We start from the raw sequence: 24,131 nt of genomic DNA on the forward strand, positions 1-24,131 counted from the left end.
GAGTAGTACTAAGAGGTTATTCCATGATACTAGCACGGACTTTCCTATACGCCTTTTGCCGGAGTACCACGGTTAAAACGAAGACAGGTCGTATCTATTCCTGTAAATAAATTACTTACTGAATGTAAGAAAAGCAAAACAATGGCGGAGTTGGGTGGTTAGTAAGATTAATAAGGGCCAATAAATCCTGAATGAACCCAAGAACAGGTCATTATAAAATCAGTGTTTTGGGGTTGCTTTGATTACCACCTAAGTCCGCCGCCTTTTCTGCTATCCGTACTTTTCTTTGATCGGTACACTCGTATTCAGTTCCATTCCGTACGCTTTCCAATTCGATAACTATATACCCTATTATTCCGCCGAAGGGTTGTTCAATTAAGCTCTATGAACTTACCCAGCGATGGTCTGTCTACCGTTGTAGTCCCGCCGAGTCGATTTTACGCCTTAGATGCAAGCCGGGCTGTGGCCTTGTTGTTAGGCATCTTTTATCACGGCATTGAACCGTTTATTCAGTATAAACCGGGAAATGCCTACTTCACCCACGATAACACCAGTAGTTCGCTACTTGATTTTGTGTTTTTTACGCTGCATGCTTTTCGAATGCACGCATTCTTTCTGATTGCGGGCTTTTTCGCTCATCAGCTCTATCACAAACGCGGAGTAGCTGGTTTTGTGGAGCATCGGTTCAAACGCGTAATCTTGCCATTGGTACTCTTTTGGCCGCCGCTACACCTCATCTTTCGGGCCTTACGCATTTGGGGCCGCCAGCGATTGAAAGATTTCTCCGAAACACCGGGGCAGCAGGCGGTTTCTCCCTGGCTTACGTCCTGGAATGAATTCTGGAGTGGACAATGGTTCAATCCCGAGGGATTACTTATGCCGCTCTACCACCTTTGGTTTCTGTATTACCTGGTTTTATTCTGCGGTACGGCCCTTTTGGTTCGTCCACTGCTGGTTACGGTGTTGAAATCAATGGGTAAGTTTCTTCCCCGATTCGATTCATTTTTCCGCCAGCTCATGTACAAACCCTGGGCCGCCTGGGTGGTTGGGCTGGTGGTGGCAGTCGCCATGCTGCGAATGAATCAGCTTTTTGGCGTGGATACGCCTAACAATAATCTGATACCCAATACCCGTCCCTTTTTGGTGTACAGCCTTTTTTTCGGACTGGGTTGGTTGTTACGGCGACAAAGCGAAGTACTACCGCAACTCAAAACGCATCGGCACGTAACGCTGTTTTTCAGCGGGTGCTTACTGGCCGGCGTTTACGTATATTTTTTATCGCAATCCGGCCGGGCTTGGGCTGATGCCAGCTCAGCCTTGCTTAGTGACCATGTCTACAAAGCCTGTTACGGGTTGGCCTCTACGGGTCTGGTTTTTGCGTTTTTAGGATACATGTTGCACTTCTTCTCCCGACCTAACGCTACGTTTCGCTATTTGGCTGATGCTTCGTACTGGATGTATCTGGCCCATTTTCCGCTGGTGGTGGTGCTACAAATTCTGGTTAGTGCCCAACCCTGGCCTTGGCTGCTAAAAGTAACCGTCATTTTTGGGGTTTCGATCGTTACCCTATTGTTGAGCTATCACTATCTGGTTCGTGATCGTTGGCTCGGTACGCTTCTTAATGGCAAAGCCGTGCGAAAGGTTAATTAATAACTGGTATGTAAAAGGATTAAACAAAGAAGTTTTAGTATTTTTGATAAATGTGTTAAATTGACGCAATTTTAAAACAAGACCTCTTTAATTACTTACCTGACATGAATCGGTTTCGTACAGGACTACTTATTGGTACGTTATGCACCCAGGCTTTACTCGGTTTCGCTCAGGAACCGGTAAAGTCTTTTCCACTCCGTGAGGTACGACTGCTCCCCGGAGCATTTAAAGAAGCGGAGCAAACGGATCTCCAGTACATCATGGCGATGGATCCGGACCGTTTGCTGGCTCCGTATCGGAGAGAAGCGGGCCTACCCTCCAAAGTAGCCAGTTACGGGAATTGGGAAAATACCGGGCTGGACGGGCACATGGGTGGGCATTACCTGACGGCTTTGTCACTCATGGCCGCTTCTACGGGTGATAAGCGAGTGCAAGACCGACTTACCTATATGGTCGCCGAGCTAAAACGTTGTCAGGATCAATTGGGAACCGGTTATGTCGGGGGCGTACCGGGCGGCGTTGCCATCTGGAAGGACATTGCCCAGGGAAAAATTGATGCAGGAACTTTTAGTCTGAATTCGAAATGGGTGCCCCTTTATAACATCCATAAAACCTTCGCTGGTTTGCGGGATGCGTATCTGGTGGCGGGCAATGAGCAGGCCAAAACGATGCTGATCCGATTGGCCGACTGGATGATTCAGCTTTCCGCAGGATTAAGCGACGAGCAAATCCAGAATATGTTACGCTCCGAGCACGGTGGATTGAATGAGGTATTTGCGGATGTATCCTTCATTACGGGAGATAAGAAATACCTCGAACTGGCTCGCCGTTACTCGCACCGCGTTATTCTGGATCCACTGGTTGAGCAACTGGATCGGCTAAATGGTTTACACGCCAATACGCAGATTCCCAAGGTTATAGGGTTTGAACGCATTGCCGAGCTTAGTGGGGATAGTGCGTACCATCGGGCTGCCCGTTTTTTCTGGGAAACCGTTGTCAAGCAACGTACGGTAGCCATTGGGGGAAATAGTGTGAGTGAACACTTCAATCCCGCCAACAATTTCAGTTCGATGATTAGCCGCGTGGAGGGGCCAGAAACCTGTAATACGTACAACATGCTTAAATTGACCAAGCAGTTATACGAAGCGGAGGGAAAAGCCAGCTACCTGGATTATTACGAACGTGCTTTGTACAACCACATCCTCTCGACACAACGGCCGGGTACGGGTGGGTTTGTGTACTTCACGCCCATGCGGCCCCGTCATTATCGCGTGTACTCGCAGGTACCGCAGGGGATGTGGTGTTGCGTGGGTTCGGGATTGGAAAATCATGGGAAATACGGTGAAATGATTTATGCTCACCGGGGTAATGATCTGTACGTCAACTTATTCATTCCTTCGCAGTTGAATTGGAAAGAGCAAGGAGTGATGTTAACTCAACAAACGAAGTTTCCGGATCAGGAAAGTACCCGGCTGACGCTAACAACGACGCAACCCCGGAAATTTACGCTGAACCTACGGTATCCGTCCTGGGTAGCGGCTGGAGCTTTGAGCCTAAAAATCAATGGAAAGAAGACGGATGTATCGGCTCAACCAGGGTCGTACATTGCTCTGGAGCGTACTTGGAAGAAAGGGGATCAAATCGAGATTACCCTTACCATGCAAACGACTACCGAAGCCTTACCGGATGGTTCAAATTACGTGGCTTTCCTGCGGGGACCAATCGTACTGGCGGCTAAAACGGATACCACCGATCTGAATGGCTTGCTGGCTGATGATAGTCGGATGGGACACATCGCAGCCGGGAAAACGTATCCGCTTCAGCAAATGCCCCTGCTGGTGAGTACCGAATCGCGGATTGAAAAATACCTGAAACCCGTACCAGGCAAATCGCTTACCTACACGGCCTCTGAATTACTGTATCCGGCCAAGTATCGGACGCTGGAGCTTATTCCTTTTTATCGGCTCCATGACGCCCGCTACGTAATTTACTGGCAAAAACAAAGTCCGGAAGGCTTACAGAAAATGCAGGAAGAGTTGGCCCGGCAGGAGGCAGTAGCTCAGCAGTTAGCCGCGATAACGCTGGATGTTGTCTATGCGGGCGAACAGCAACCCGAATCGGATCATTTTGTCAAGAGCGAAAAAAGCAATACGGGGCAAAATCAGGACCGTCACTGGCGGGATGCCCGAGGCTGGTTTAGTTATCAGCTCAAAAACCCGAATCAGCAGGCGGATCGTATACAGGTGACGTATTGGGGTAAGGACCGAAACCGAAAGTTCAAAATTCTCTTAAACGATCAACCTTTGGCTACTGTTGAGCAGGATGGTCAGAAAGGCGAAGCGTTTTATACGGAAGAATACGCCATTCCGGCCTCTCAAAATGCTCAGGCAGGACCGCTAACGGTCAAGTTTCTCGCGGAGCCGGGTTCGGCGACGGGGGGAATTTATGAGGTGCGGCTGCTAAAGAAATAAAACCTGGGGGTGAATGAAAACCCAAGTTAGGAAACTAGTCGAGCCTACGGCTTTTATACATGCGTGTAAGATCCGTAGGCTCGACTAGTTTTAGTAAGGTCGGATTTTAATCCTGCCCTGCTAGGAATGTTTAAGCCCGTAAGGTCTGCAACGCTTTCGTCCAGCGGGCCAACTCTTTGAACATCGCATCCGCCGCTCTTTCGGAGCTATCGGTAGGCTGGAAATTCATCTCATCGTCAAATAGCTTATTGAAAAACGTCAGGGCTACGCTCTCCACGAGCGGTACCATTTTCAGCGTCGTGAGTACTTGCTTAAGCACTTGAGCCGCCCGTAGTCCGCCCGATTGACCGCCGTAACTGACAATGCCCACGGGCTTGTAGGCCCATTCGTGATAGACGTAATCCAGAGCATTTTTTAGGGGAGCCGTAATACTGAAGTTATACTCGGCGGTAACAATTATGAAGGCATCCGCTTCATCAATCTTCGCACTCCACTGCTTGGTGTGTTCGTGTTCGTACTGACGCATGGCAGGATGGGCGGGTTCGTCCATCAAGGGAAGATGGATTTCACCCAAATCCAGTATTTCCACCGAGAAATCAGGATGGCGTTGGGCTACGGAAGCTACCCAGTCAGCAATGCTAGGTCCTTTACGACCCGGACGAGTAGTGGAGGTAATGATTTTGAGCGTATACATCGATAATAAAAAGGGTTTACGGTGGCCAGCGGGTACTGACTCGGAAGTGAAGAAAAAGCAATCGTATGAAAAACGGAAACCCAAGCATTAAGTTTATCTAATTCCATGAAATCAATCAATACAGTTTCTCAAAGCACTAATAGAACTGTAAAAATTTATGAAATTCTGGATCAAATTAATGCATTCAGAATCAATGGATTTTGAAGATATGAGCTAATAAGGCCTCTCATTTTTTTAAGAAATCACTCGCGTATTGATCAAAGTACGAAAAGGTTTTACTTACTTGCGGCCATTAATCTATAAAATCTATAGACTTAATAAATAGTCAAATCTTCCCTGATGAACAAATCTGATTCGCTGATGACTTCTAAATGTTGTATCTGTTGCCCAATGCTTGGGTAGGTCTTGAGCCTGTTAAGTTTTCCCTGTACTCCCCCGATTCTTTCAAACCATCAAATTCTTCGTGTATGAAAACAAGTATACCTCGTTCTTTGGTATGGCTTACGGTTTGGTTGCTGAGTCACGCAACCTTTGCTCAAACCGTATCGCTCCAAGGCAAAGTTCTTTCTACTGATCAGGAACCTCTGGTAGGAGCGACCGTACAAATCAAAGGCACGCAATCAGCGGCATTGACGCAGCCCGATGGTTCTTTTCAGTTGAGCGTTCCGGCAGGTTCAACCATCCTACGGGTAAGCTATATCGGCTTTGAATCCAAGGAAATTACGCTAAACGGTCAGACGCGTTTAACCATCGAGCTTAAACCTGACAGCCGGCAGCTGAACGAACTGGTCATTACGGGTTATAGTACCCAAAATCGAAAAGACATTGTCGGTTCGATTGCAAAAATTTCCGGGGAAGAACTCAAAAACGTACCCGCCGCCAGTTTCAATCAACTCTTACAGGGCAAAGTGACGGGGGTGCAGGTACAGTCAAATTCTGGCGTACCCGGTGGCGGGATTACCTTTCGTATTCGGGGGAACAACTCCATTAACGCCTCCGTCGATCCTTTGTACGTCATTGATGGAGTGTTTGTAAGCACGAGTGAACCCATCCGTACGGGCCTGGGGCAGCAGCAGCAATCCAATCCCTTAGCCGACATTAACCCGGCTGATATTGAAAGTATTCAGGTCTTGAAAGATGCCAACGCTACTGCCATCTACGGTTCATTGGGAGCCAATGGAGTTGTGATCGTCACCACGAAGCGGGGAAGTCTGAACAGTCGGGCTAAAATCACCGCCAATGTGTCGCACGGCTGGTCATCCGCCATTAAAAAATTTAAAGCTACCACCGGTCCCGAAACCGCCACGCTGGTCAACGAAGCCGTTCGAAATACGGCTCAGGATCGCGGTTTGGACCCTACTACCGTTGCAGTCCCTTTTCCCGATCCTAGCACCGTGCCTACGTACGACCGCATCAGCGATCTGTTTCGGGTGGCTTCTACGTCCGCGTATGATCTTTCGGCTCAGGGTGGTACGGCCAAGAGTACCTATTTTGCCGGATTTAGCTATCTCAAGCAGGAATCAATTGTCAAACCATCTGATTTTGAACGATATACCCTTCGTTTTAACTACGACAATTACTTAACCGACAAACTTAAGCTGGGCCATAGTATCAACGTGACGCGTTCGTTTCGCAACGTGAGTAGTAATGATAATAACCCCACGGGTGTCATCAACTCGGCTATTTTCCCACGTTCGTACCTGCCCATTTTCAACGAAGATGGCACCTACGCCCGATCGGGTAGTTTCGATAATCACCTGGCCCTGATCAACAATCTGAATAACCAGGCCGTCGGATGGCGGACCATTGGTAACGTATTTGCCGAATTACATATCCTGCCGGAACTGACCTTGCGAAGCAGCTGGAGTCTGGACAACACGGACATGTACGAAAACAACTACAGCAATACGCTCATTGCCGCCGGGATTGCTACCAAGGGAGCGGCGACTTCATTTGAAACTAAAAACCTGATTTTCACTAATGAACAGGTACTTACCTACATCAAATCTTTCGGGGAAAAGCATCGGATCAATGCACTGGTAGGAAATACGTTCAACCGGGTATTGAACGAAAGCACGAGTGCATCGGGGCAGAACTTTGCCAGTAACGATCTGACGGCGATTTCGGTAGCTGCTACCACGACGGGCTCTTCCGGTCGGAGCCGGGCTACCTTGCTTAGTTTCTTCGGAAAGGCCAGTTACACTTACAATAACCGCTTTACGTTCGATGCCAGTTTGCGGGCCGATGCCTCGTCCAAATTCGGGGCCGACCGCCGTTGGGGGTATTTCCCTTCGGGCGGGGTAGCCTGGAACGCTTCCCACGAATCATTCATTGAGGATTTAAACGTCTTTAGTGACCTGAAATTTAGAGCCAGTCTGGGTCTGAGTGGGAATCAAAACGGCATCGGGCCCTACGCCGCTCAAGGTTTGTGGTCGTCGGGAGCGAACTACCTCGATGCAGCAGGGATTGCTCCTTCGCAGCTCGAAAACCGACAACTTACCTGGGAAACAACCCGTCAGGTCGACATTGGGACGGAGTTCAGCTTTTTCAAAAACCGACTCAGTTTTATCGTGGATTACTACAACAAGTACACCTACGATCTGCTGCTGAACGTTCCCGTACCCTCACGTTCTGGTTTTACGACGTATTTGCAGAACTACGGAGCGGTTCGTAACAAAGGCGTGGAGTTTTCGATTCATTCCGAAAATTTCGCGGGATCAAACTTCCGCTGGTCCACGGATTTCAATGTTTCCTTCAACCGGAATCGCATTGAAAAACTGGCCTCGGATATTGCTCAGGGAGCTTCGGGTCGGAATATTTCCATTCTGCGGCAGGGCTACTCCGTCAACTCGTTTCAGTTGTACAAACAGCTTTACGTCGATCCACAAACGGGCAATGCCGTATACGAGGATGTCAATAAAGATGGACTGATTACCTCCGCGGATCGGCAAATAGTGGGCAATGCCCTGCCGCGTTTTACGGGCGGACTTACCAATACGCTCTCGTATAAACGATTCGACCTGAACTTTCTCTTTTACTTCCAGCAGGGTAATAAAATCATGAGTATGCATGATTTCTTCCTGGTACACGGAGGTACGCAGAACTTCATCGGCTTTATTCCCCGGCAACTCGAACGCTGGCAAAAACCGGGTGACGTTACGGAAATTCCCCGGATGACGACCTACAGTGGCGATCCCACCGTCAACGGCGGAGCATCTAACAATTACAGCGGAAACGTGACCAATCAGAGTACCCGGTATTTACTCGATGGCTCGTTCATTCGGCTGCGAAACGTGTCCCTGGGTTACACGCTACCGGATGCGATTACCCGCAGAGCCCGTTTGTCGGTAGTACGGGCCTACGTACAAATTGCCAACCTGCTCACCTTCACCCGCTATTCCGGACTTGATCCGGAAGTGAACTCGCAAAGTAATAACCAGAACACGTCGGGCTACGACTGGGCGACGGTACCCCAGCCCCGAACGGTACAGGCTGGTTTGAGTGTCACTTTATAATTTTCGATTCATGAAAAGATATATCCTTGCGGCTGTGCTGACGGCCAGCCTGATTTCCTGCGACAAATACCTGGACGAAACGCCCAATAATGCCCTCCCCGCCGCTACGGCCATTCGGGATGCGGGTACGGCTCGGGCCGCCATTAATGGGGCGTATTCCCGCGTGCAGAGCTACTACGCCAGCGGTTATCCCACACTGGGCACGATTACGACGGACAATGTCATTTTTAACGGAACGCTGAGTCAGTACCTACAACTGGATCAGAATGCCGTTACACCCGATAATGCGATTACGCTGGACGTGTACCAGAGTATCTACCGGGCCATCAATACGGTGAATAGCATCATCGCTTACGTCCCGGCCATCAACGATCCGAACTTAGGCAGTACGGAAAAAAATACCATTCTGGGCGAAGCCTATTTCATTCGTGCTCTAGGCTACTTCGACCTGGGTCGGGCCTGGGGTGGGGTACAGTTACAACTGACGCCAACTACTACGCTAGACGGACTGAAGGGCATCAAACGCAGTACCCTGACGCAGACCTACGATCAGGTACTGGCCGATTTGACCAAAGCTGAAGAGTTGCTGGCCGAAGATGCCACGACCCGAAACCGGGCTCAGAAAAGTACGGCCCGTGCCTTGCGGGCTCGGGTGCATCTGTACCGGAAAGAGTGGGCGGAGGCTGAAACGTACGCTAGCCAGGTCATAGGAAATACGAAATATGCCTTAGTGAAGCCGTACAAAACCTTTTTTACGTCGCCGTTTTTGAGTCAGGAGTCGGTTTTTGAACTGAGCTTTTCTACCAATAACCGAAATAGTTACTGGAATTTATGGTACCCCAGCTCACTGGGTGGACAGTATACCTTGAAACCTTCGGCCACAATCGTAGAGAAATTGAATAACCCAGCGATTGGCGGCAGTCGCAAAGCTCTGCTGGCGGGTACGGGTAACAACGTATACGGTGTGCTCTACAATACCTCGGCGACGAGTACGGATCCTTCCTACGTCATTCGTATTGCCGAGTTATATCTGATACGGGCCGAAGCACGGGCTCAGCAAAACAAGCTTACCGAAGCTTTAGCGGATCTGAACACGGTACGTAGTCGGGCGGATGTTGCGGCAGCTACCGCGAGTACGAAAGAGGCTTTACTGTTGGCTATTGAGGAAGAAAATAACGTCGAATTCGCTTTTGAGGCCCACCGCTGGTTCGATCTGGTACGTACGGGCCGCACCGGCGCCGTGTTGGGCCTGACCAACTCACAATACTGGGTATTTCCCTTTCCGTACCAGGATGTCTTGTCTGATCCGGATCTGGAGCAAAATCCAGGGTATTGATCTGGGTGGCGTATGGTTGGCAGTTGGTCTCGTCTGTATAGTTGTTCGTTGTTTCGTGAATAGTTGCATAATCAAATTAAGCCCAGTATCAGTCATCTAAGACTGGCAGCTAAGCCAGTTGTGCGTTCTGTCTAAGGTTAGTTAATCTAGTAGTAGGCGTTTGGATACCTGATTACAAAGACGCTGAAATCAAAAGAAAAATCCTTCATTCACCTCGTATTCCTTTTCCCAATGAACCAACGATTGCTACTCGTTCTCTTTCTTCTGCTAGCCAGTTCTTCACTGTGGGCTCAGCAGTCGTATTACTTCCCGAATACGGGCACGTTTGATTCACGCGTTCCCAGTCCCGAGCAATTTCTGGGCTACCCGATTGGAACGCATTATACCCGTCACGATCAGATTGTTGCGTACTTCAAAGAACTCGAACGAACCTCCAATGGCAAGGCTCACGTGCAGGTCATTGGCAAGAGTTACGAAGAACGGCCACAGATCATACTGACGATTACGGCTCCGGAGAATTACAGTAATCTGGAAAAGATTCGCCAGAAACACCTCACCGTCACTGACCCGGCTCAACCCAATTTGACCAAGGCCGATCCGGTGATCGTGCTGCTGGGCTACAGCGTACACGGAGCCGAAACGTCCGGTGGCGAAGCAGCCCTGCTGACGGCATATTATCTGGTAGCCAACCAAAGTGCCGAAACGGCCCAGTATTTGAAAGAATCGGTCATTCTGATCGATCCTGCACAAAATCCCGATGGTCGCGACCGGGCGGCCAACTGGCATAACATGTACAAGTCGTTTCCGCCCGTATCCGACCCGGCGGATCTGGAACACCTTCAGGGTTTTCCCGGTGGTCGCGTCAACCACTATTTTACGGATTTAAATCGCGACTGGCTGAGTGCCGAGCAGATTGAAAGCAAGAACCGGGTCGATTTCTCGCATCAGTGGTATCCTAACGTGCACATCGATTTTCACGAAATGGGTACGAACAGTACGTACTATTTCGAACCTACGCCAGCGGGTCACCAAAGTCCGCTGTTGCCACAGTCATCTTACGATTTCAATGCGACGCTGGCTAAATACCACGCCGAAGCCCTCGACAAGATTGGCTCATTGTATTTTACCAAAGAAAGCTTCGATAACCTGTCGCCCATTTACGGTTCGACGTATCCTGATTTCTACGGAGCCGTTGGTGTAACCTTTGAGCAGGGGAGTTCGCGAGGACTGGTGCAGGAAAGTACGTCCGGTCCCGTTACATTTCCGTTCACCATTCGTAATCACCTGGTAACGGGTTTGGCTACGCTCAAAGGAGCTTTGGCCGAAAAAGAAAATCTATTTAAACTGCAAAAGGACTTTTTCAAATCGGCCGTTACTCAGGGCAAGGCTAACCCAGCCAAGGCGTTTGTCTTCGGCGACAGTCGCGATGTTTCGCTGACGAATAAGCTGTTATCGCTGGTGTTACGGCACCGTCTGAAGGTGTATACTCTGAATGCCGACGTAACCGCCGATGGCAAAAAATTCGAGAAGGGAAAAGCCTACGTGGTTCCCGCCGAGCAACCCTTTTTCCGAATCGTACACTCCTTGTTTGAAGAAACCCCAAAACTGAAAGACAGTACGTTCTACGATAACACGTCGTGGTCGGTTGTACACGCGTATGGTATCCAACAGGCAAAACTCAACTCGGTACCTTCGCTAGGACAGGCCGTTACCGCCGTGCCGACCGTGCAGGGAGGTGTAGCGGGTGGTAAGGCTCAGTTGGCGTACTTGCTCAACTGGTCGGAATACAATGCTTCACGGGCTTTGTATTCCCTGCTTTCACAGGGAGTACTGGTAAAGACCTCGCTGAAACCTTTCACTAGTCAGACTGCTACGGGGCCGCAGAAATTCAGTTACGGCTCGCTGGTGATTCCGGTAGCTGGTCAAAAAATCAGTTCGGACAGTCTATACCGGGCAGTAGAAGAAGCGTCGCGTCGCTCCAACCTGACCTTTGCAACTACTTCTACGGGTTTTAGTCTGGAAGGCATTGATCTAGGTAGCAATAACATTCTGCCCGTACGCAAACCCGAAGTAGCTCTGGTCACTGGAGCCACGTCGGGACTAGCCGAAGCTGGTCAGGTCTGGTTTCTGTTGAATGAACACCTGCAATTGCCCGTCAGTAAGCTGGATCCGCAAAGTCTGGAACGCGTTTCACTGGATCGTTATCAGGTGCTGGTATTACCCAACGGAACGTACCGCGAGTGGAGCAAGCCAACCGTCGATGCCTTGAAAGCTTGGGTAAGCCGGGGTGGTACGCTGATCACCTTCCGTACGGCTTCGGAGTGGGCCATCAGCCAGGGTTTTGCGAAAGAACGCGTGTTTGTCGATTCTTCGGCTACGCGTCGCAATGCGTCCGTAACCCGCGTTGATTACGCTACCCGGGCCGAAACGGAGGCTCCGCGACGTATTAACGGAGGGATTTTCCAGGCGGACATCGACATTACTAATCCCATTGCGTTCGGTCTGAACGATCGGAAAATTTTCTTCACGAAAACGGGCAATACAATCCTGTTACCCAGCAAAGACAAGTATGCAACAGTGGCCAAGTACCTGCCTTCCTCGTACATCAGTGGTTATGTTTCCCGGGAAAATGTAGCTAAAATCAACAGCACCGCTTCTATTTTGGTTGGACAACTGGGACAAGGGAAAGTCGTTCTGTTCGCCGAAGATCCGACCTATCGCCACTACTGGCACGGGACCAATCGATTGTTTCTGAATGCTCTTTTTTACGGAAATCTGATTCAGTTGCAGTCGGCTTTTCTGGGAGCTGCTGAAGAGTAATTCGATCGTTTATGACTGAATAGTTTAAAAAGCCGTTGTCGGAACTCCGATGACGGCTTTTTTTTACTAATACAGGTTTCCAAACCTGTACCTGCCATCCGGCAGTTTCCAACTGTCTTGGCAATTTTTCCCCGCATTGCATGCTGGGCCATGGATGTTGAACCCCTCCAGGGTTGGCAAGTCGGCGTGCAAGTTTGCATGAGAAAGGAAAGCGATAGCCATTCAACCCACAAGGGGTTCCATTCGATTAGCCATGGGTGCAGCCTATGGTCAATACCTAACGTTATATTTCAATAAACATATCCCGCCCGCCAGTCGTTATATTCAAACGGAAATAACGATTCATGAAATACACTCTACTTTTTACCTTCTTCCTGACTAGTGCAGTGCTCCAGGCACAAACCCGTCTTGATAGTCTTCGGTCGGATACGTCCCGTAATGTGCAGCTTCAGGAGCTGGTGATTACTGCCTCGCGGGTGCCCGAACGGCTGTTGCTGTCGCCGCTCAGTATTGAGTTGCTCAATGCCCGCCAGATTCGGTACTCGGCTCAACCCTCGTATTACGAAGCGATTGAAAATCTGAAGGGGGTGCAGCTACTCACCTCCAGTTTAGGTTTTAAAGTCTATAACACCCGGGGCTTTGCCAATCCAACCAACGTACGCTTTGTGCAACTGGTGGACGGAATGGACAATCAGGCACCGCACATCGGGTCTCCCATTGCCAGTGCTCTGGCTCCCTCAGATCTGGATATTGAACGGGTAGAAATTGTACCAGGAGCGGCTTCAGCCTTGTACGGACTCAGTGCCTTGAACGGTTTGGCCCAGCTCATTACAAAAGATCCATTCACTTCACCCGGACTAAGCATTGGCCAGAAAACGGGCGTGAATCACGTCGGAGAATCGCAGGTTTCACCCCAACTTTATACTGAAACCAGTCTGCGATACGCCCAGCCTTTGAGCAATCGGTTTGCCTTCAAGATCAACCTTACCTACCAGCAGGGGTACGACTGGATCGCTCGCGACGCTGCCGACCTGAATCCGAATGCTAATGTCTCGCTTGGTTTGACGGGTATGAATAATCCCGGAAGTGATCGGGTCAATCAGTACGGCGATGAATCCGCCAATCGGCGTACGCTGACGCTGGGCGGCAAGAAATACGTAGTCTCGCGAACGGGCTATTTTGAAAACGATATTACCGATTTGCGACTTCGAAACCTACGGGGTGATATAGCTTTATACTGGCGATTGAAACCCGGCTGGACGCTTTCTTATCATTACAAAGCCGCCACGCTCAACAACGTATATCAGCGAACCAATCGTTTTCGACTGGAAAATTACCGACTCAGTCAGCAGGGACTGGTACTGCAATCACCAGCCTTGTTAGTGCGATTGTACGGCACCGCCGAGAACACGGGCGATTCCTACAACATCCGTTCGATGGCGGAAAATATGGATCGTTCGTTCAAATCCGATGATCGCTGGTTTAGTGATTTTTCCAGCCAGTTTGCCGCAGCCACGCAAGCCGGACAAAGCGTAGGACAGGCCCTGCAACAGGCTCGCACTCAGGCCGATCAGGGGCGGATTCAACCGGGTACCACCGCTTTTGATTCGGAAGTTAGTCGTTTGCGAGCTATTAATAACTGGGATATTGGGGCGGCCCTGCGGGTAAAATCCTGGCTGTATCACGGGGAAGCTCAACTGGAAGTCAGTCGCCTGCTGGGCCCTACGTTTCGGGAAAAAACAGGTCTTCATCTCTTAGCCGGAGGCGATTTTCGGGAATATGTTGTCTTCCCCGATGGTAACTATTTTATCAATCCCGATGGTACGGATCGGAATCTTCAATATCGCAAAGCGGGCGGATTTGTGCAGGCTTCGCGGATGTTCTGGGGCGAGCGGTTAAAGTTAACCGGCTCCCTACGTCTGGATAAAAATCAGTATTTTACGCCGCGACTAAATCCCTTGGTAACGGCCGTTTATTCGCCCGCGGCCGAACAGTATGTACGAGCTTCGTACCAGACGGGCTATCGATACCCGTCGCTGTTCGAAGCTTTTTCCAATGTTAATTCGGGCGGGGTGAAACGGGTAGGAGGACTGAAGGTGATGTCGCAGGGCATTTTCGAACGTTCCTATTTCCGTACCTCCATCGATGCGTTTCAAACGGCAATCAATACCGACGTTAATACCAATCAACTGACTACCGAACAGGCCATTCAGAAAAACAAGGGCTTACTACGGAAAAACACCTACACCTACCTGCAACCCGAACAGGTGAACAGTCTGGAAGTGGGGTATCGGGGCCTGTTTTTCAAAAAACGTCTATACATCGACGTTGATTTTTACTACAACGTGTATCGGAATTTCATCGCTCAGGTCGAAGCCAACATTCCAAAAAAATCCAATCCTGATTCACTGGCCTATTACCTGGCCGACCGGACCCAGCAGGACCGCTATCGGCTCTGGACCAACTCAAAAACCCGGGTGTATAATTACGGCTCCAGCGTAGGAATTCGGTATGCCCTGGTACGTGAATGGACCGTAACTGGAAATGCCTCGCTGGCTCGCCTGGACCGGACAGATCAGGGAGACGGTCTCGAAGAAGCTTTCAATACGCCCCAATGGATTACTAATGTTGGGTTGGCAAATCCAACCTTGTGGAAGTCATTCGGTTTTTCAGTGAATTATAAATACCAAAGTGCCTTTCTCTGGCAATCGTCCCTGGCAACGGGGCAGGTGCCCGCCATTCATACGTTTGATGCTCAGGTGAGCTATGATTTCTTCTGGTTGTTGGTAAAAGTAGGAGGTACGAACGTGTTTAACCGCCCGTACACCACCTTCAAGGCTGGTCCCAGTGTGGGAGGACTGTATTACACGTCGCTCGTACTAAAAGCCTGGTAAGAAGAAGTGCGTAAACGATGGAATAGGCATTTTCTGCAAGGCTGTACCAAGGGCGAAACTCACCAAAAGGAGGGGATTCATACGGAAGGAGTCCATAGTCCCGAGGCCGCCGTTCGCTCAGCATAGGCGTCAAAAACAATAGGCGGGCGACCCAGTATTTGTGCTACGTCAGGAGTTAGCGAGGCGTTTCGACCGTCGAGTACCTCGCTGAACAGATACGCAAGTAAGGCTATCATTTCGGGCGGCGTACCTAGATCCTGCAAGGCGGACAGGTACGATTCCAGCGGAATTGTTTCGTAAGAGATTGATCGGTCGGTGTAGCGGGCAATCGTCTGAACAGCCTCGGCAAAGGTAAGCAGGCGAGGACCCGTCAATTCATAGACTCGTCCCGTATGCTGGGGCTGCGTCAGAGCGGCTACGGCCACTTCGGCAATATCATCGGCATCGATAAATGGCTCCCCAACGTCCGCTACCGGCAAGACCAGCTGGCCTTGCTGTATACTTTCCAGAAAAAAACTTTCGCTAAAATTCTGATGAAACCAGCTCGCTCGCAACACAGTCCATTCGACGCCAGCGTTCATGACGATTTGTTCGCACCGTTCAGCGGCTTCCTCTCCCCGGCCGGAAAGGAGGACTAGTCGACGAATCCCCGCCTGCACGGCCTTTTCCACAAACGAACGAATGATGTCAAACGCTTCGGGAATGGCCAGATCGGGCTGAAAGCTGATGTACACGGCTTTCACGCCGCTAAGTACGGCGGGCCAGGTGGTAGCGTCATACCAGTCAAAGGCGGGTTGGTTGCGACGCGACCCGATTCGTACGGGAAAGTTCTGATTATGAAGGCGTTCAACGATCCGGTGGCCGGTTTTTCCGGTTCCTCCCAGCACGAGAATAGGATTGCTAATGTGCATGTTTGCAGCGTTTACGAGTGAAAGCTTCCCTGGAGAAGCTGCTTCAAAAGTATCCCATTGAAAAACGCGGCCCTAGAACAAAACCGACACTAGAAGGGCGAACTCGAAAAATTACCGAGAATCTGGCTGTTTTCCCGAAGATATGACTGGGGTGAAAGACCCGCGAAGGTCTGAAAAGCCCGAATAAAATGTGACTGGTCGGCGTACCCGCGATCAAAGGCTACGTCGGAAAGCTTTGTGTATCGATTGTGATTCAGTTGTTCCACCGAGCTTTGAAAGCGGTAAATACTGGCCCATAATTTAGGCGAAAGGCCAACGTAGTGCTTAAACCGGCGCTCCAAACTTCGTTCGGAAAGCCCCGTCTGCTGTTGCAGCACCTTCATGGATAGATCGCCCTTTTGCTGATGAATTAGTTGCAAAGCCTGATGTAGCGTAGGATCAGGAGTCGCGGATGTTTGTTGTGAACGTTGAACGAGGTATGCTGACAGAAGATCAATTTGGTTAAACACCGTTGCCTGAAGCATGAGCTGCTCAGACAGATGCTGCGTTTGAGGAATGGACAGCTCTTCCAAACCCAGACAGCGGTCCGTTAGAGTCGAAGCATCCAACTGGAAAAGGGTTTTCAACGCGTGCGGATAAAAGCAAAAGCCAATTACGCGAAAGCTACCGGGAAAATGCAACTGCGTGTACTGCGTAGCCGGTCCATAGAGGTACAAGGGGGGGAGGGGCTTCTCGTATTGATAGAATGAACCACTTTCGGACTGCTGAAAGATGAGGCCGGGACAGCCATCTGCCAGTACGCGGAACGTCGGCCCGGATACCTGCGATACGGGCGTTTCGAGGTACCAGATCGCCTGCACATACGCAGCAAGGGCGGGTGGGGGAGCGACAAATTGATAAGCCATACGAACGAAGAATAGAAGTACGCGAATCCGTAAGAAGGCAGGGAGTACTCCTTATTTATAAGAAAGGAGTACTCCCTGCAATCGTCGGGTCCCAGACTTAGTAGTTCAGCGAGTTTCCTAAAACCTGTGCGAGATACGGCTTAATCCTAATTCTCAAAAGCGAAGTCGGATGAACGGAACTTGAGGCCAAGCTATTAAGCTTTCAGTAAGCTTACTGGCATTCCGTAATACCTCAAATTTTCAGCGTTAAAAAAAGCACTAAAAACAGATTCAAAAACGGCGTTTATAAAGTCAAACAAAGCTCTGCTAATCTTTATTTTATTAATTTCTTGATGTACACTTTGCCCTCGCGTTGAATCTTGACCAGATATGTGCCCGAAGGTATGGCCCCAATCTGTACGGCTACCTGCTGCGTAGGGGAGCTGATAAAAGTTTGTTCGGGGATTACAATCCGACCTTGGGTTGTGAGAACACTGACTTGTACCGGGGTTGAGCGATCTTCCTGGAATCGCAAATGCATCAGTTGCGGGGCCGGGTTCGGGTACAGGTCGATTTGAAGGATGTCCTGGCAAGCCTGTTGCAGGGATATAATCGAACTGTAAGCGTAGGATTGATCTTCATCCAGAATTTTGAGGCGGAAATAATTGATTCCTTCGCTGGAAATCAAGGAGAGCATGGAGTAATTGTTCCGGGATTTTCCGGTGGGCAAAGCGAAAGTAAAGGGTACAAAATGCTTTCCGTCCGCACTCTGCTCGATGATGAATCGATTGATGTTCCGTTCATCGGCCGTTTTCCAGCGAAACCGAATATTACAATTTTCATCAGCAGCTGAAAAATGAAGCAGGCGTAAAGGCAGGGGACCACTTATCTGTTTTTGCAAAATAACTGAACTGAAGGGTAACACCGTGTAAGTTCCTGTGTACGTCGCTCCCCGTACATCCGTATAGGTCTCGCCGCCTAAATTGACCGTTCGACTAGTACTATCGGCGTTTACTTCAAAACGAACGTAATTGGTCGGATCATTTTCCGTGACTTCGAGTTCGCTGAAAACGATATTATCCAGCCAGATTTTGCTTTGCGGATCGTGTAAAGTTAAACTCAGAAAGGTATTGTCGTTGGTATAGTTAGGGCTAAGCAATAACTCGACTTCCGTACGTGTAGTTGACAACGTCACTGTTTTTAGTTTACAAACGCCAAAATTTGAAGAGGCTGAAGATAAGAGAGCCACCTGTAACGCCGTAGTATCCCGACTGCCTTTGGCCGAAAATCTCAGCCGGTAGTACTTGCCAAAGGTAATCGTACCAACATTGATAACGGCCCGGGATGATTTCGTTGTCGTGGTATCCGTCAGGTTCAACCGCAACGATCCGCCATCTAACTGTCCCGTATTGTCCCAGGCGGGAGCACTGGTGCCACTGGCGGGCGTAAGCGTATAAGCTGTTGTTCCGGTGGTAAGTCCGGTATTGAACTGGCTATTATTGCTGACTGTAATGCGGTTAGGCCCTTCGGATTGTACAACCACGGGCGACTGGTACGTCTGTCCATACACCCCATGAGTATCATACGAAAGCTGCTGCCACTGGTTGAGGGTCAAGGCTTTCGAAACGCGAGGGGTAGTGGCCGTCGTGACGGTTTGCACAAAGGTGGGGTCTTTCTCGAAGGGTTGGCTGTAATAGTTGCTGTCCAGCGTACCCACTAAAGGCAGATACACCGCACTGCCGGTTTGTACCAGTCCACCCTGCTGATTGAGCGACCGAGCGTAGAAAATATTACGGACTACCCGATGATTGCGGGAGGCGGGTTTGCTATCGGGAAAATAGCCGAAGCCGTACATGTTGTCGTAAAACGTATTGTTGCGTACGGTATGACCTGACGTAGTAACGTTAAGCATCAGTCCGGCTCCCATCACCTGATAGACGGTATTGCCCTCCACCAGATTTCCCAAACTATTCCCATCCATATAAATGCCACAGGCGTAATTGGAATTGACAACGCGGGACGTAGTACCAAAAAGGTTGGGATACGCCTGGCTCACGACATTTCCAATCACCCGGTTGTTGCCGTAGCCGTACGTAGCCGGAGCAAAACCCTTGAACGTATAGATACCGCCTATGTCGCACTTGACCCGGGCAAAGTTGGAAACCTGATTGTTTTGAACCAGGAGATTAGTGCCCTCAAACCGGATGCCGCAATAGCCCACGCTGTCGATGACATTATTGGCAGCGGTTGCGTTTCGGCCTACTAGATTGATGGCGTTGTACTGATTGTTGTTCGGCTCACCCATACCCGCCCGCAGAGCCGTATTCAGGATGGTATTTCGGTTACAAACATAGTCGCGAGCAGTAATGAAAATGGCGTTGTTGTTAGTCTGGTTAAACGTATTGTCGGAAACAAGTACCTGTACGGCCCGGTTAACCAGCATCGCATTGTGATTATTATTAAACTGACAGGACTGAATGCGAATGTTTTGGGTAAGGCTACCCGCGGTACTATCGATCCGGATGCCATACTCATTGGCCTGGGTGAATACCAGTTGCTGAATGCTCAGGTGACTTTTTCCACTGGCAAAGAACGTACTACTCACCACTGGAGCCTCCGTCTGTAATTGATTAGGGTTTGTGGTAGAATAGAGGTAAACCTTTTTAGCCGATTGGTCGAAGTACCATTCGCCGGGCTGATCGAGTGTAGCCAGGTGATTTTGCAGGAAATAACCGTAACCCGCATTAATGGTATAATTTCCTACCCCCGGAGCCACAAAGGTGAGCGTACTTCCGGTATGCGACTGAACCACGGGTTTGTTAAGCAAAAACAGATTTACCCGTACCACGGCGGTAGCACCCGTCCAGTCCTGTCCCGCCAGCGAGTTATCGTTCAATATAGTATTGCCACTGCCGGACTGAATACGCAGATAACCCTGATTAGTAGCGTCAGCATTGGGGTAGCGACCGATCTGTTGGGACGTTCCATTGATGAAAAAATTATTCATGGCCGTAATCGAACCGGCGTAGTCCGCAACCCAGACGTTGCCTTGAAAAACGCTCCAGCCCGAAAGAGGCTGCGACCCGTTGATGATTGGTCGCGATCCCGTGCCGTAGGCTCCGTATGTAATCGAAGCAGTAGCAGTACCGGATTTTTGTGGTAACAACTCACCCCGGAATACATCTCCCCGCCGGAATAAAATGCTGTCGCCGGGATTAAAAGTAGCGGCTATGGTATTGACTTTCGCCAGGGTTTTCCAGGGACTTTGTTGACTGAGCCCCGTGTTACTGTCATCATTGCCATCGGCGGAAACGTAATAGTTGACCTGAGCCTGGAGCAGCGTACAACTGACCAGCAGGAGTACCCCTAAGAAGTAATGCTTTTTCATAAAAAAGGGTTTAGAGTGATACCGACGATAAAAATGACCGGGTCAGCAATTTTTCCAATTGTGTACAAGACCCTTACTGTATTTTCGACAGGGTACTTATATCGTCTTATTTTGTATTGGAATCGTTCAAATATGCGGTGAAGTAACGCATACCCGCTGAATCAGAACCCGTGGAGATGGTGCAGATGTACTGAGAAATGTTGCAACCTGTGTTTTGAGGAGCTTAGACTTTCAAAATACTCGGAGTTTAATAGAATAGAAGCTAGGTAATGAAAAGATCAGGGCATGTTAAAGCGGTAAAAACGGTGTCTGCGGGAAGGTTACATCTATTACGGAGCACAAGCTCGCTTAGTCGTACGTCTTATCTGAGCAGTCAAATACTACACTGTTTATGAGGCTCGAATTTGCCTTTGTTAGGTCCACTATAATAATCGGCTATACGTATATCAATAAACGTCATGCTTATTATTCCCACAATAGAACGCCAGATAGGAAAGGTGAAAGGCAGTGAAACGTAAATAGCGAACAAACGCGGGCAATCCATCCAAAGCTACTCGGGTAAGAAGCGTGACAAGACTAAGGTTAAACGAGAAAACTGGAAAGATAATTCGATAAGAAACGGGAAAGCTTCTCTGACAGCCATTCCGAATACACGCTTTTTTTATTATTTTGTATAATTAATCGTTTGGAACATCGTGCATATCATTCAGAAGCTAATACTTTTTGGTCTACTCGCTCTTTTCGTGGGATGTTCCTCTCAGGAGAAAGCAGAGAAATTTACTATTGGCTTTGCTCAGTGTACCAATGGCGATGACTGGCGGAAGGCAATGCTTGAAGGCATGGAAAAAGAGCTTAGCTTTCATCCGGAAGTAAGGCTACTTATGAAAGATGCCCGCGATAATAGTGAGCTTCAGGTGCGGCAAATTCGGGAATTACTGGCCGCCCACGTGGATCTACTGATCATCTCTCCTAATGAAGCTCAGCCCATCACACCGGTGGTAGAGGAAGTATTCAATCAAGGTATTCCGGTCATTATTGTGGATCGCCGAACTACGTCTAAACTATACACGGCTTACGTAGGGGGAGATAATCATCAGATTGGTCATACGGCTGGGTTGTACGTGGGAGAATTACTCCAGAAAAAAGGCCGAGTGTTGGAAGTTACGGGTACGCCCAGTGCTTCAGCCGCCAGTGATCGGCATCAGGCCTTCGCCGCTACGCTGAAAAACTATCCGAACATTGACTTGGTAGCGAGTATGAATGGCGATTGGGAACAGGCTTTTGTCACGCAACGCTTACCCGATGTACTAGAAACGCACCCTAACATTGATTTAATCTTTGCTCAGAATGATCGCATGGCGTTGGGCGTCTACCAGGTTTGTAAAGCGATGGGGCTGGACAAGCGTATCAAAATTGTGGGCGTAGATGGGCTATCGGGCCCTAAGGGTGGATTACAGTTTGTTGAAGACGGCCTGTTTAAGGCTACGATTCTATATCCTACGGGTGGAGAAGAAGCCATTCGAACGGCTCTTAAGGTGTTGCATCAGGAACCTTATGGGAAAGAAAACATCTTGGGTACCATGGTCATCGATTCGACGAATGTGCACATTTTGAAGCAGCAGACAGAAAAGATCATTGATCAGCGGCAGGACATTCAGCAGCAGCAACTTCGAATCGAACAGCAAAATCGGATCTACAGTAGTCAGCAAACGGTATTATATATTTTAGGGGCTTCTCTGCTCACGGCTGTGGTCTTTGCCGGTATTGCCTATACTTCGCTCCGCTCGAATCGCCGGATTACTCAGCAACTGAAGGCACAAAACGAAGAGATCTCCAACCAGAAAAATACGATTGCCGACCTTGCCGAGCAGGCTCGGCAGTCGACGGAAGCAAAACTCGGCTTTTTTACCAGTTTTTCCCACGAATTACGCACGCCGCTAACGCTGATTTTAAGTCCAGTACAGGAGTTACTTGCCGCCTCTGCTCCGGGAAGCTCCCAACGGAAAGATCTGGAAGTTGTTCAGCGTAATGCCCATTGGCTGCTTAAACTAATCAACCAATTACTCGATTTTCGAAAAATTGAAGTAGGTAAGATGCCCATTCAGGTGGCAGAAAGGGATCTGGTGGCTTTTACGGGTAATTTAGTACAAGCGTTTGAGAAAACGGCTCGGCAGCGAGGGATTGATTTGCGTTTTCTACCTTCAGAAGCCAGCATCATGGCTTGGTTTGATAATAATTTGTTGGATAAAGTGATTGTAAACCTATTATCCAACGCTTTTAAATTTACGCCAGATCAGGGTAAAATCACGGTAATCCTTCAGGTAGATACTCCCAAAGAAAGCATTCGATTGACCATTGAAGACAATGGGACCGGAATGACCGAGGAGCAGCAAACGCATGTATTCGAATGGTTTTATCAGGGTACTACTGCAGCAACTGGTGGCTCGGGCATTGGACTGGCCTTAGCCAAAGAACTCATTCAACTCCACAATGGTACCATTAGCGTTCGCAGCCGAATTAACCAAGGAAGTACTTTTGAGATCAGTCTTCCTACCACGAAACCCATACTTGGTGAGAGGAGTCTTTTGCCTAGCGTGTTACCTGATCCGTTAGATTGGTTAACGGAAACCTCCGCAGAAACCATAGCCGATGGCAACGCCGAAGCGGCTACGATATTAGTGATCGAAGATAATACAGAGCTTTTGGCCTTTTTGAAACGAAAGCTAAAACCCTCTTATCAAGTTAGTGAAGCATCCGATGGTACGGCCGGTCTACAAATGGCCTTTGATACATTGCCCGATGTGATCGTATCAGACGTAACATTACCCGGAATGCAGGGTATTCAAGTGGTCGAAACCCTTAAACGAGATTGGCGAACTTCCCATATTCCAATCATTCTTTTGACAGCCCGTACCGCTCAAGAGCATCAACTCGAAGGCGTGCAGTCGGGGGCTGACCTCTACCTAACGAAACCCTTTGATCCGGCGTTTCTACTGGAAAGTATCAAAACGCTCTTAAGGAATCGACAACTGGTTCGAGATCATTTTCGGCGGGAATTATCCATCGATACCGCTGTACCTATTGCACAGACCAGCGATCGCAAGTTTATTCAAGATCTGACGGCTCTGATTGAAAAAAATATGACAAGGTCTGATCTGAGTGTAGAAGAATTAGCCCGGGAAATGGGCCTTTCTCGCGTACAGCTCTATCGGAAAGTAAAGGCCTTGCTAGATTGTGGAGTAACGGATTTCATGCAAAACCTTCGACTAACTCATGCCCGGGAATTACTAGCCACTAAACCCATGAGCATTGCCGACGTAGCCTATCAGGTGGGCTTTTCATCCCCTACGTATTTTTCAACGGCCTTTAAAGCAAAGTACAATATGTCGCCCTCAGAGTTTAAGAATTTGAACCAACGTAAGTAACGATGTAACCTGAGTGAAAGTGAGGTTACGTGAGTGAAAGATTTATCGGTACAATTTAAGATTGAAAAAATGCAATTTGTCTGATTTTAAGCTAGTTAAATCTGCTCGTCTGCTGCGTAACAAAGTTTAATTTTTTTGATATT

General features: G+C 49.1%; 11 protein-coding genes. 7 read left to right on the forward strand and 4 right to left on the reverse strand.

Features of this window, described 5'->3' with window-relative positions; genetic code table 11:
* Positions 1-384: 384 nt before the first annotated feature.
* Together C5O19_RS22290 and C5O19_RS22295 are read left to right on the forward strand one after the other, a co-directional pair.
* A complete protein-coding gene (locus tag C5O19_RS22290; protein WP_104715600.1) occupies positions 385-1,650 on the forward strand; it encodes an acyltransferase family protein in 1,266 nt (421 codons plus the stop codon).
* A 104-nt stretch (positions 1,651-1,754) separates the two neighbouring features.
* Complete coding sequence (locus C5O19_RS22295; RefSeq protein ID WP_104715601.1) at positions 1,755-4,121, forward strand: glycoside hydrolase family 127 protein; 2,367 nt, start codon at positions 1,755-1,757, stop codon at positions 4,119-4,121.
* Between the two features lie 130 nt (positions 4,122-4,251).
* On the opposite strand, the gene C5O19_RS22300 is transcribed toward C5O19_RS22295, so the two are convergent.
* A complete protein-coding gene (locus C5O19_RS22300) occupies positions 4,252-4,815 on the reverse strand; it encodes an NADPH-dependent FMN reductase (protein ID WP_104715602.1) in 564 nt (187 codons plus the stop codon).
* Positions 4,816-5,282: 467 nt separating this feature from the next.
* Between C5O19_RS22300 and C5O19_RS22305 the strand changes: the two genes are divergently transcribed.
* The 4 genes from C5O19_RS22305 to C5O19_RS22320 all read left to right on the forward strand — a co-directional run bounded on the left by C5O19_RS22305 (position 5,283) and on the right by C5O19_RS22320 (position 15,380).
* Positions 5,283-8,330: a SusC/RagA family TonB-linked outer membrane protein gene (locus C5O19_RS22305; protein ID WP_165796102.1), complete on the forward strand. Its 3,048-nt coding sequence runs from the start codon at positions 5,283-5,285 to the stop codon at positions 8,328-8,330.
* A gap of 10 nt (positions 8,331-8,340) precedes the next feature.
* Positions 8,341-9,666 (forward strand): RagB/SusD family nutrient uptake outer membrane protein, encoded by a 1,326-nt coding sequence (locus C5O19_RS22310; RefSeq protein WP_104715604.1) that lies wholly within the window; start codon positions 8,341-8,343, stop codon positions 9,664-9,666.
* Between the two features lie 231 nt (positions 9,667-9,897).
* Positions 9,898-12,486, forward strand: coding sequence for a M14 family metallopeptidase (locus C5O19_RS22315; protein ID WP_104715605.1), 2,589 nt, complete (start codon positions 9,898-9,900; stop codon positions 12,484-12,486).
* Positions 12,487-12,830: 344 nt separating this feature from the next.
* A complete protein-coding gene (locus C5O19_RS22320) occupies positions 12,831-15,380 on the forward strand; it encodes a TonB-dependent receptor plug domain-containing protein (RefSeq protein WP_104715606.1) in 2,550 nt (849 codons plus the stop codon).
* Positions 15,381-15,457: 77 nt separating this feature from the next.
* On the opposite strand, the gene C5O19_RS22325 is transcribed toward C5O19_RS22320, so the two are convergent.
* The 3 genes from C5O19_RS22325 to C5O19_RS22335 form a co-directional block, all read right to left on the reverse strand.
* Complete coding sequence (locus tag C5O19_RS22325) at positions 15,458-16,291, reverse strand: NmrA family NAD(P)-binding protein (protein ID WP_104715607.1); 834 nt, start codon at positions 16,289-16,291, stop codon at positions 15,458-15,460.
* An 89-nt stretch (positions 16,292-16,380) separates the two neighbouring features.
* Entirely contained in the window at positions 16,381-17,196 is an 816-nt protein-coding gene (locus C5O19_RS22330; RefSeq protein WP_104715608.1) for an AraC family transcriptional regulator, read from the reverse strand.
* A 313-nt stretch (positions 17,197-17,509) separates the two neighbouring features.
* Complete coding sequence (locus C5O19_RS22335; RefSeq protein ID WP_104715609.1) at positions 17,510-20,563, reverse strand: T9SS type A sorting domain-containing protein; 3,054 nt, start codon at positions 20,561-20,563, stop codon at positions 17,510-17,512.
* Positions 20,564-21,306: 743 nt separating this feature from the next.
* Between C5O19_RS22335 and C5O19_RS22340 the strand changes: the two genes are divergently transcribed.
* The gene (locus C5O19_RS22340; RefSeq protein WP_133163430.1) at positions 21,307-23,988 is read left to right on the forward strand and encodes a substrate-binding domain-containing protein; all 2,682 of its coding nucleotides are present in this window, start codon (positions 21,307-21,309) and stop codon (positions 23,986-23,988) included.
* Positions 23,989-24,131 lie beyond the last annotated feature (143 nt).

The sequence above is a fragment of the Siphonobacter curvatus genome (genome assembly GCF_002943425.1).
GTDB classification, from domain to species: Bacteria; Bacteroidota; Bacteroidia; order Cytophagales; family Spirosomataceae; genus Siphonobacter; species Siphonobacter curvatus.

What these genes read in the sequence shown, in the direction of transcription:
- C5O19_RS22290 (WP_104715600.1), top strand. Translation starts at nt 385, where the DNA reads ATGAACTTACCCAGCGATGGTCTGTCTACCGTTGTAGTCCCGCCGAGT.
- C5O19_RS22295 (WP_104715601.1), top strand. Translation starts at nt 1,755, where the DNA reads ATGAATCGGTTTCGTACAGGACTACTTATTGGTACGTTATGCACCCAG.
- C5O19_RS22300 (WP_104715602.1), bottom strand. Translation starts at nt 4,815, where the DNA reads ATGTATACGCTCAAAATCATTACCTCCACTACTCGTCCGGGTCGTAAA.
- C5O19_RS22305 (WP_165796102.1), top strand. Translation starts at nt 5,283, where the DNA reads ATGAAAACAAGTATACCTCGTTCTTTGGTATGGCTTACGGTTTGGTTG.
- C5O19_RS22310 (WP_104715604.1), top strand. Translation starts at nt 8,341, where the DNA reads ATGAAAAGATATATCCTTGCGGCTGTGCTGACGGCCAGCCTGATTTCC.
- C5O19_RS22315 (WP_104715605.1), top strand. Translation starts at nt 9,898, where the DNA reads ATGAACCAACGATTGCTACTCGTTCTCTTTCTTCTGCTAGCCAGTTCT.
- C5O19_RS22320 (WP_104715606.1), top strand. Translation starts at nt 12,831, where the DNA reads ATGAAATACACTCTACTTTTTACCTTCTTCCTGACTAGTGCAGTGCTC.
- C5O19_RS22325 (WP_104715607.1), bottom strand. Translation starts at nt 16,291, where the DNA reads ATGCACATTAGCAATCCTATTCTCGTGCTGGGAGGAACCGGAAAAACC.
- C5O19_RS22330 (WP_104715608.1), bottom strand. Translation starts at nt 17,196, where the DNA reads ATGGCTTATCAATTTGTCGCTCCCCCACCCGCCCTTGCTGCGTATGTG.
- C5O19_RS22335 (WP_104715609.1), bottom strand. Translation starts at nt 20,563, where the DNA reads ATGAAAAAGCATTACTTCTTAGGGGTACTCCTGCTGGTCAGTTGTACG.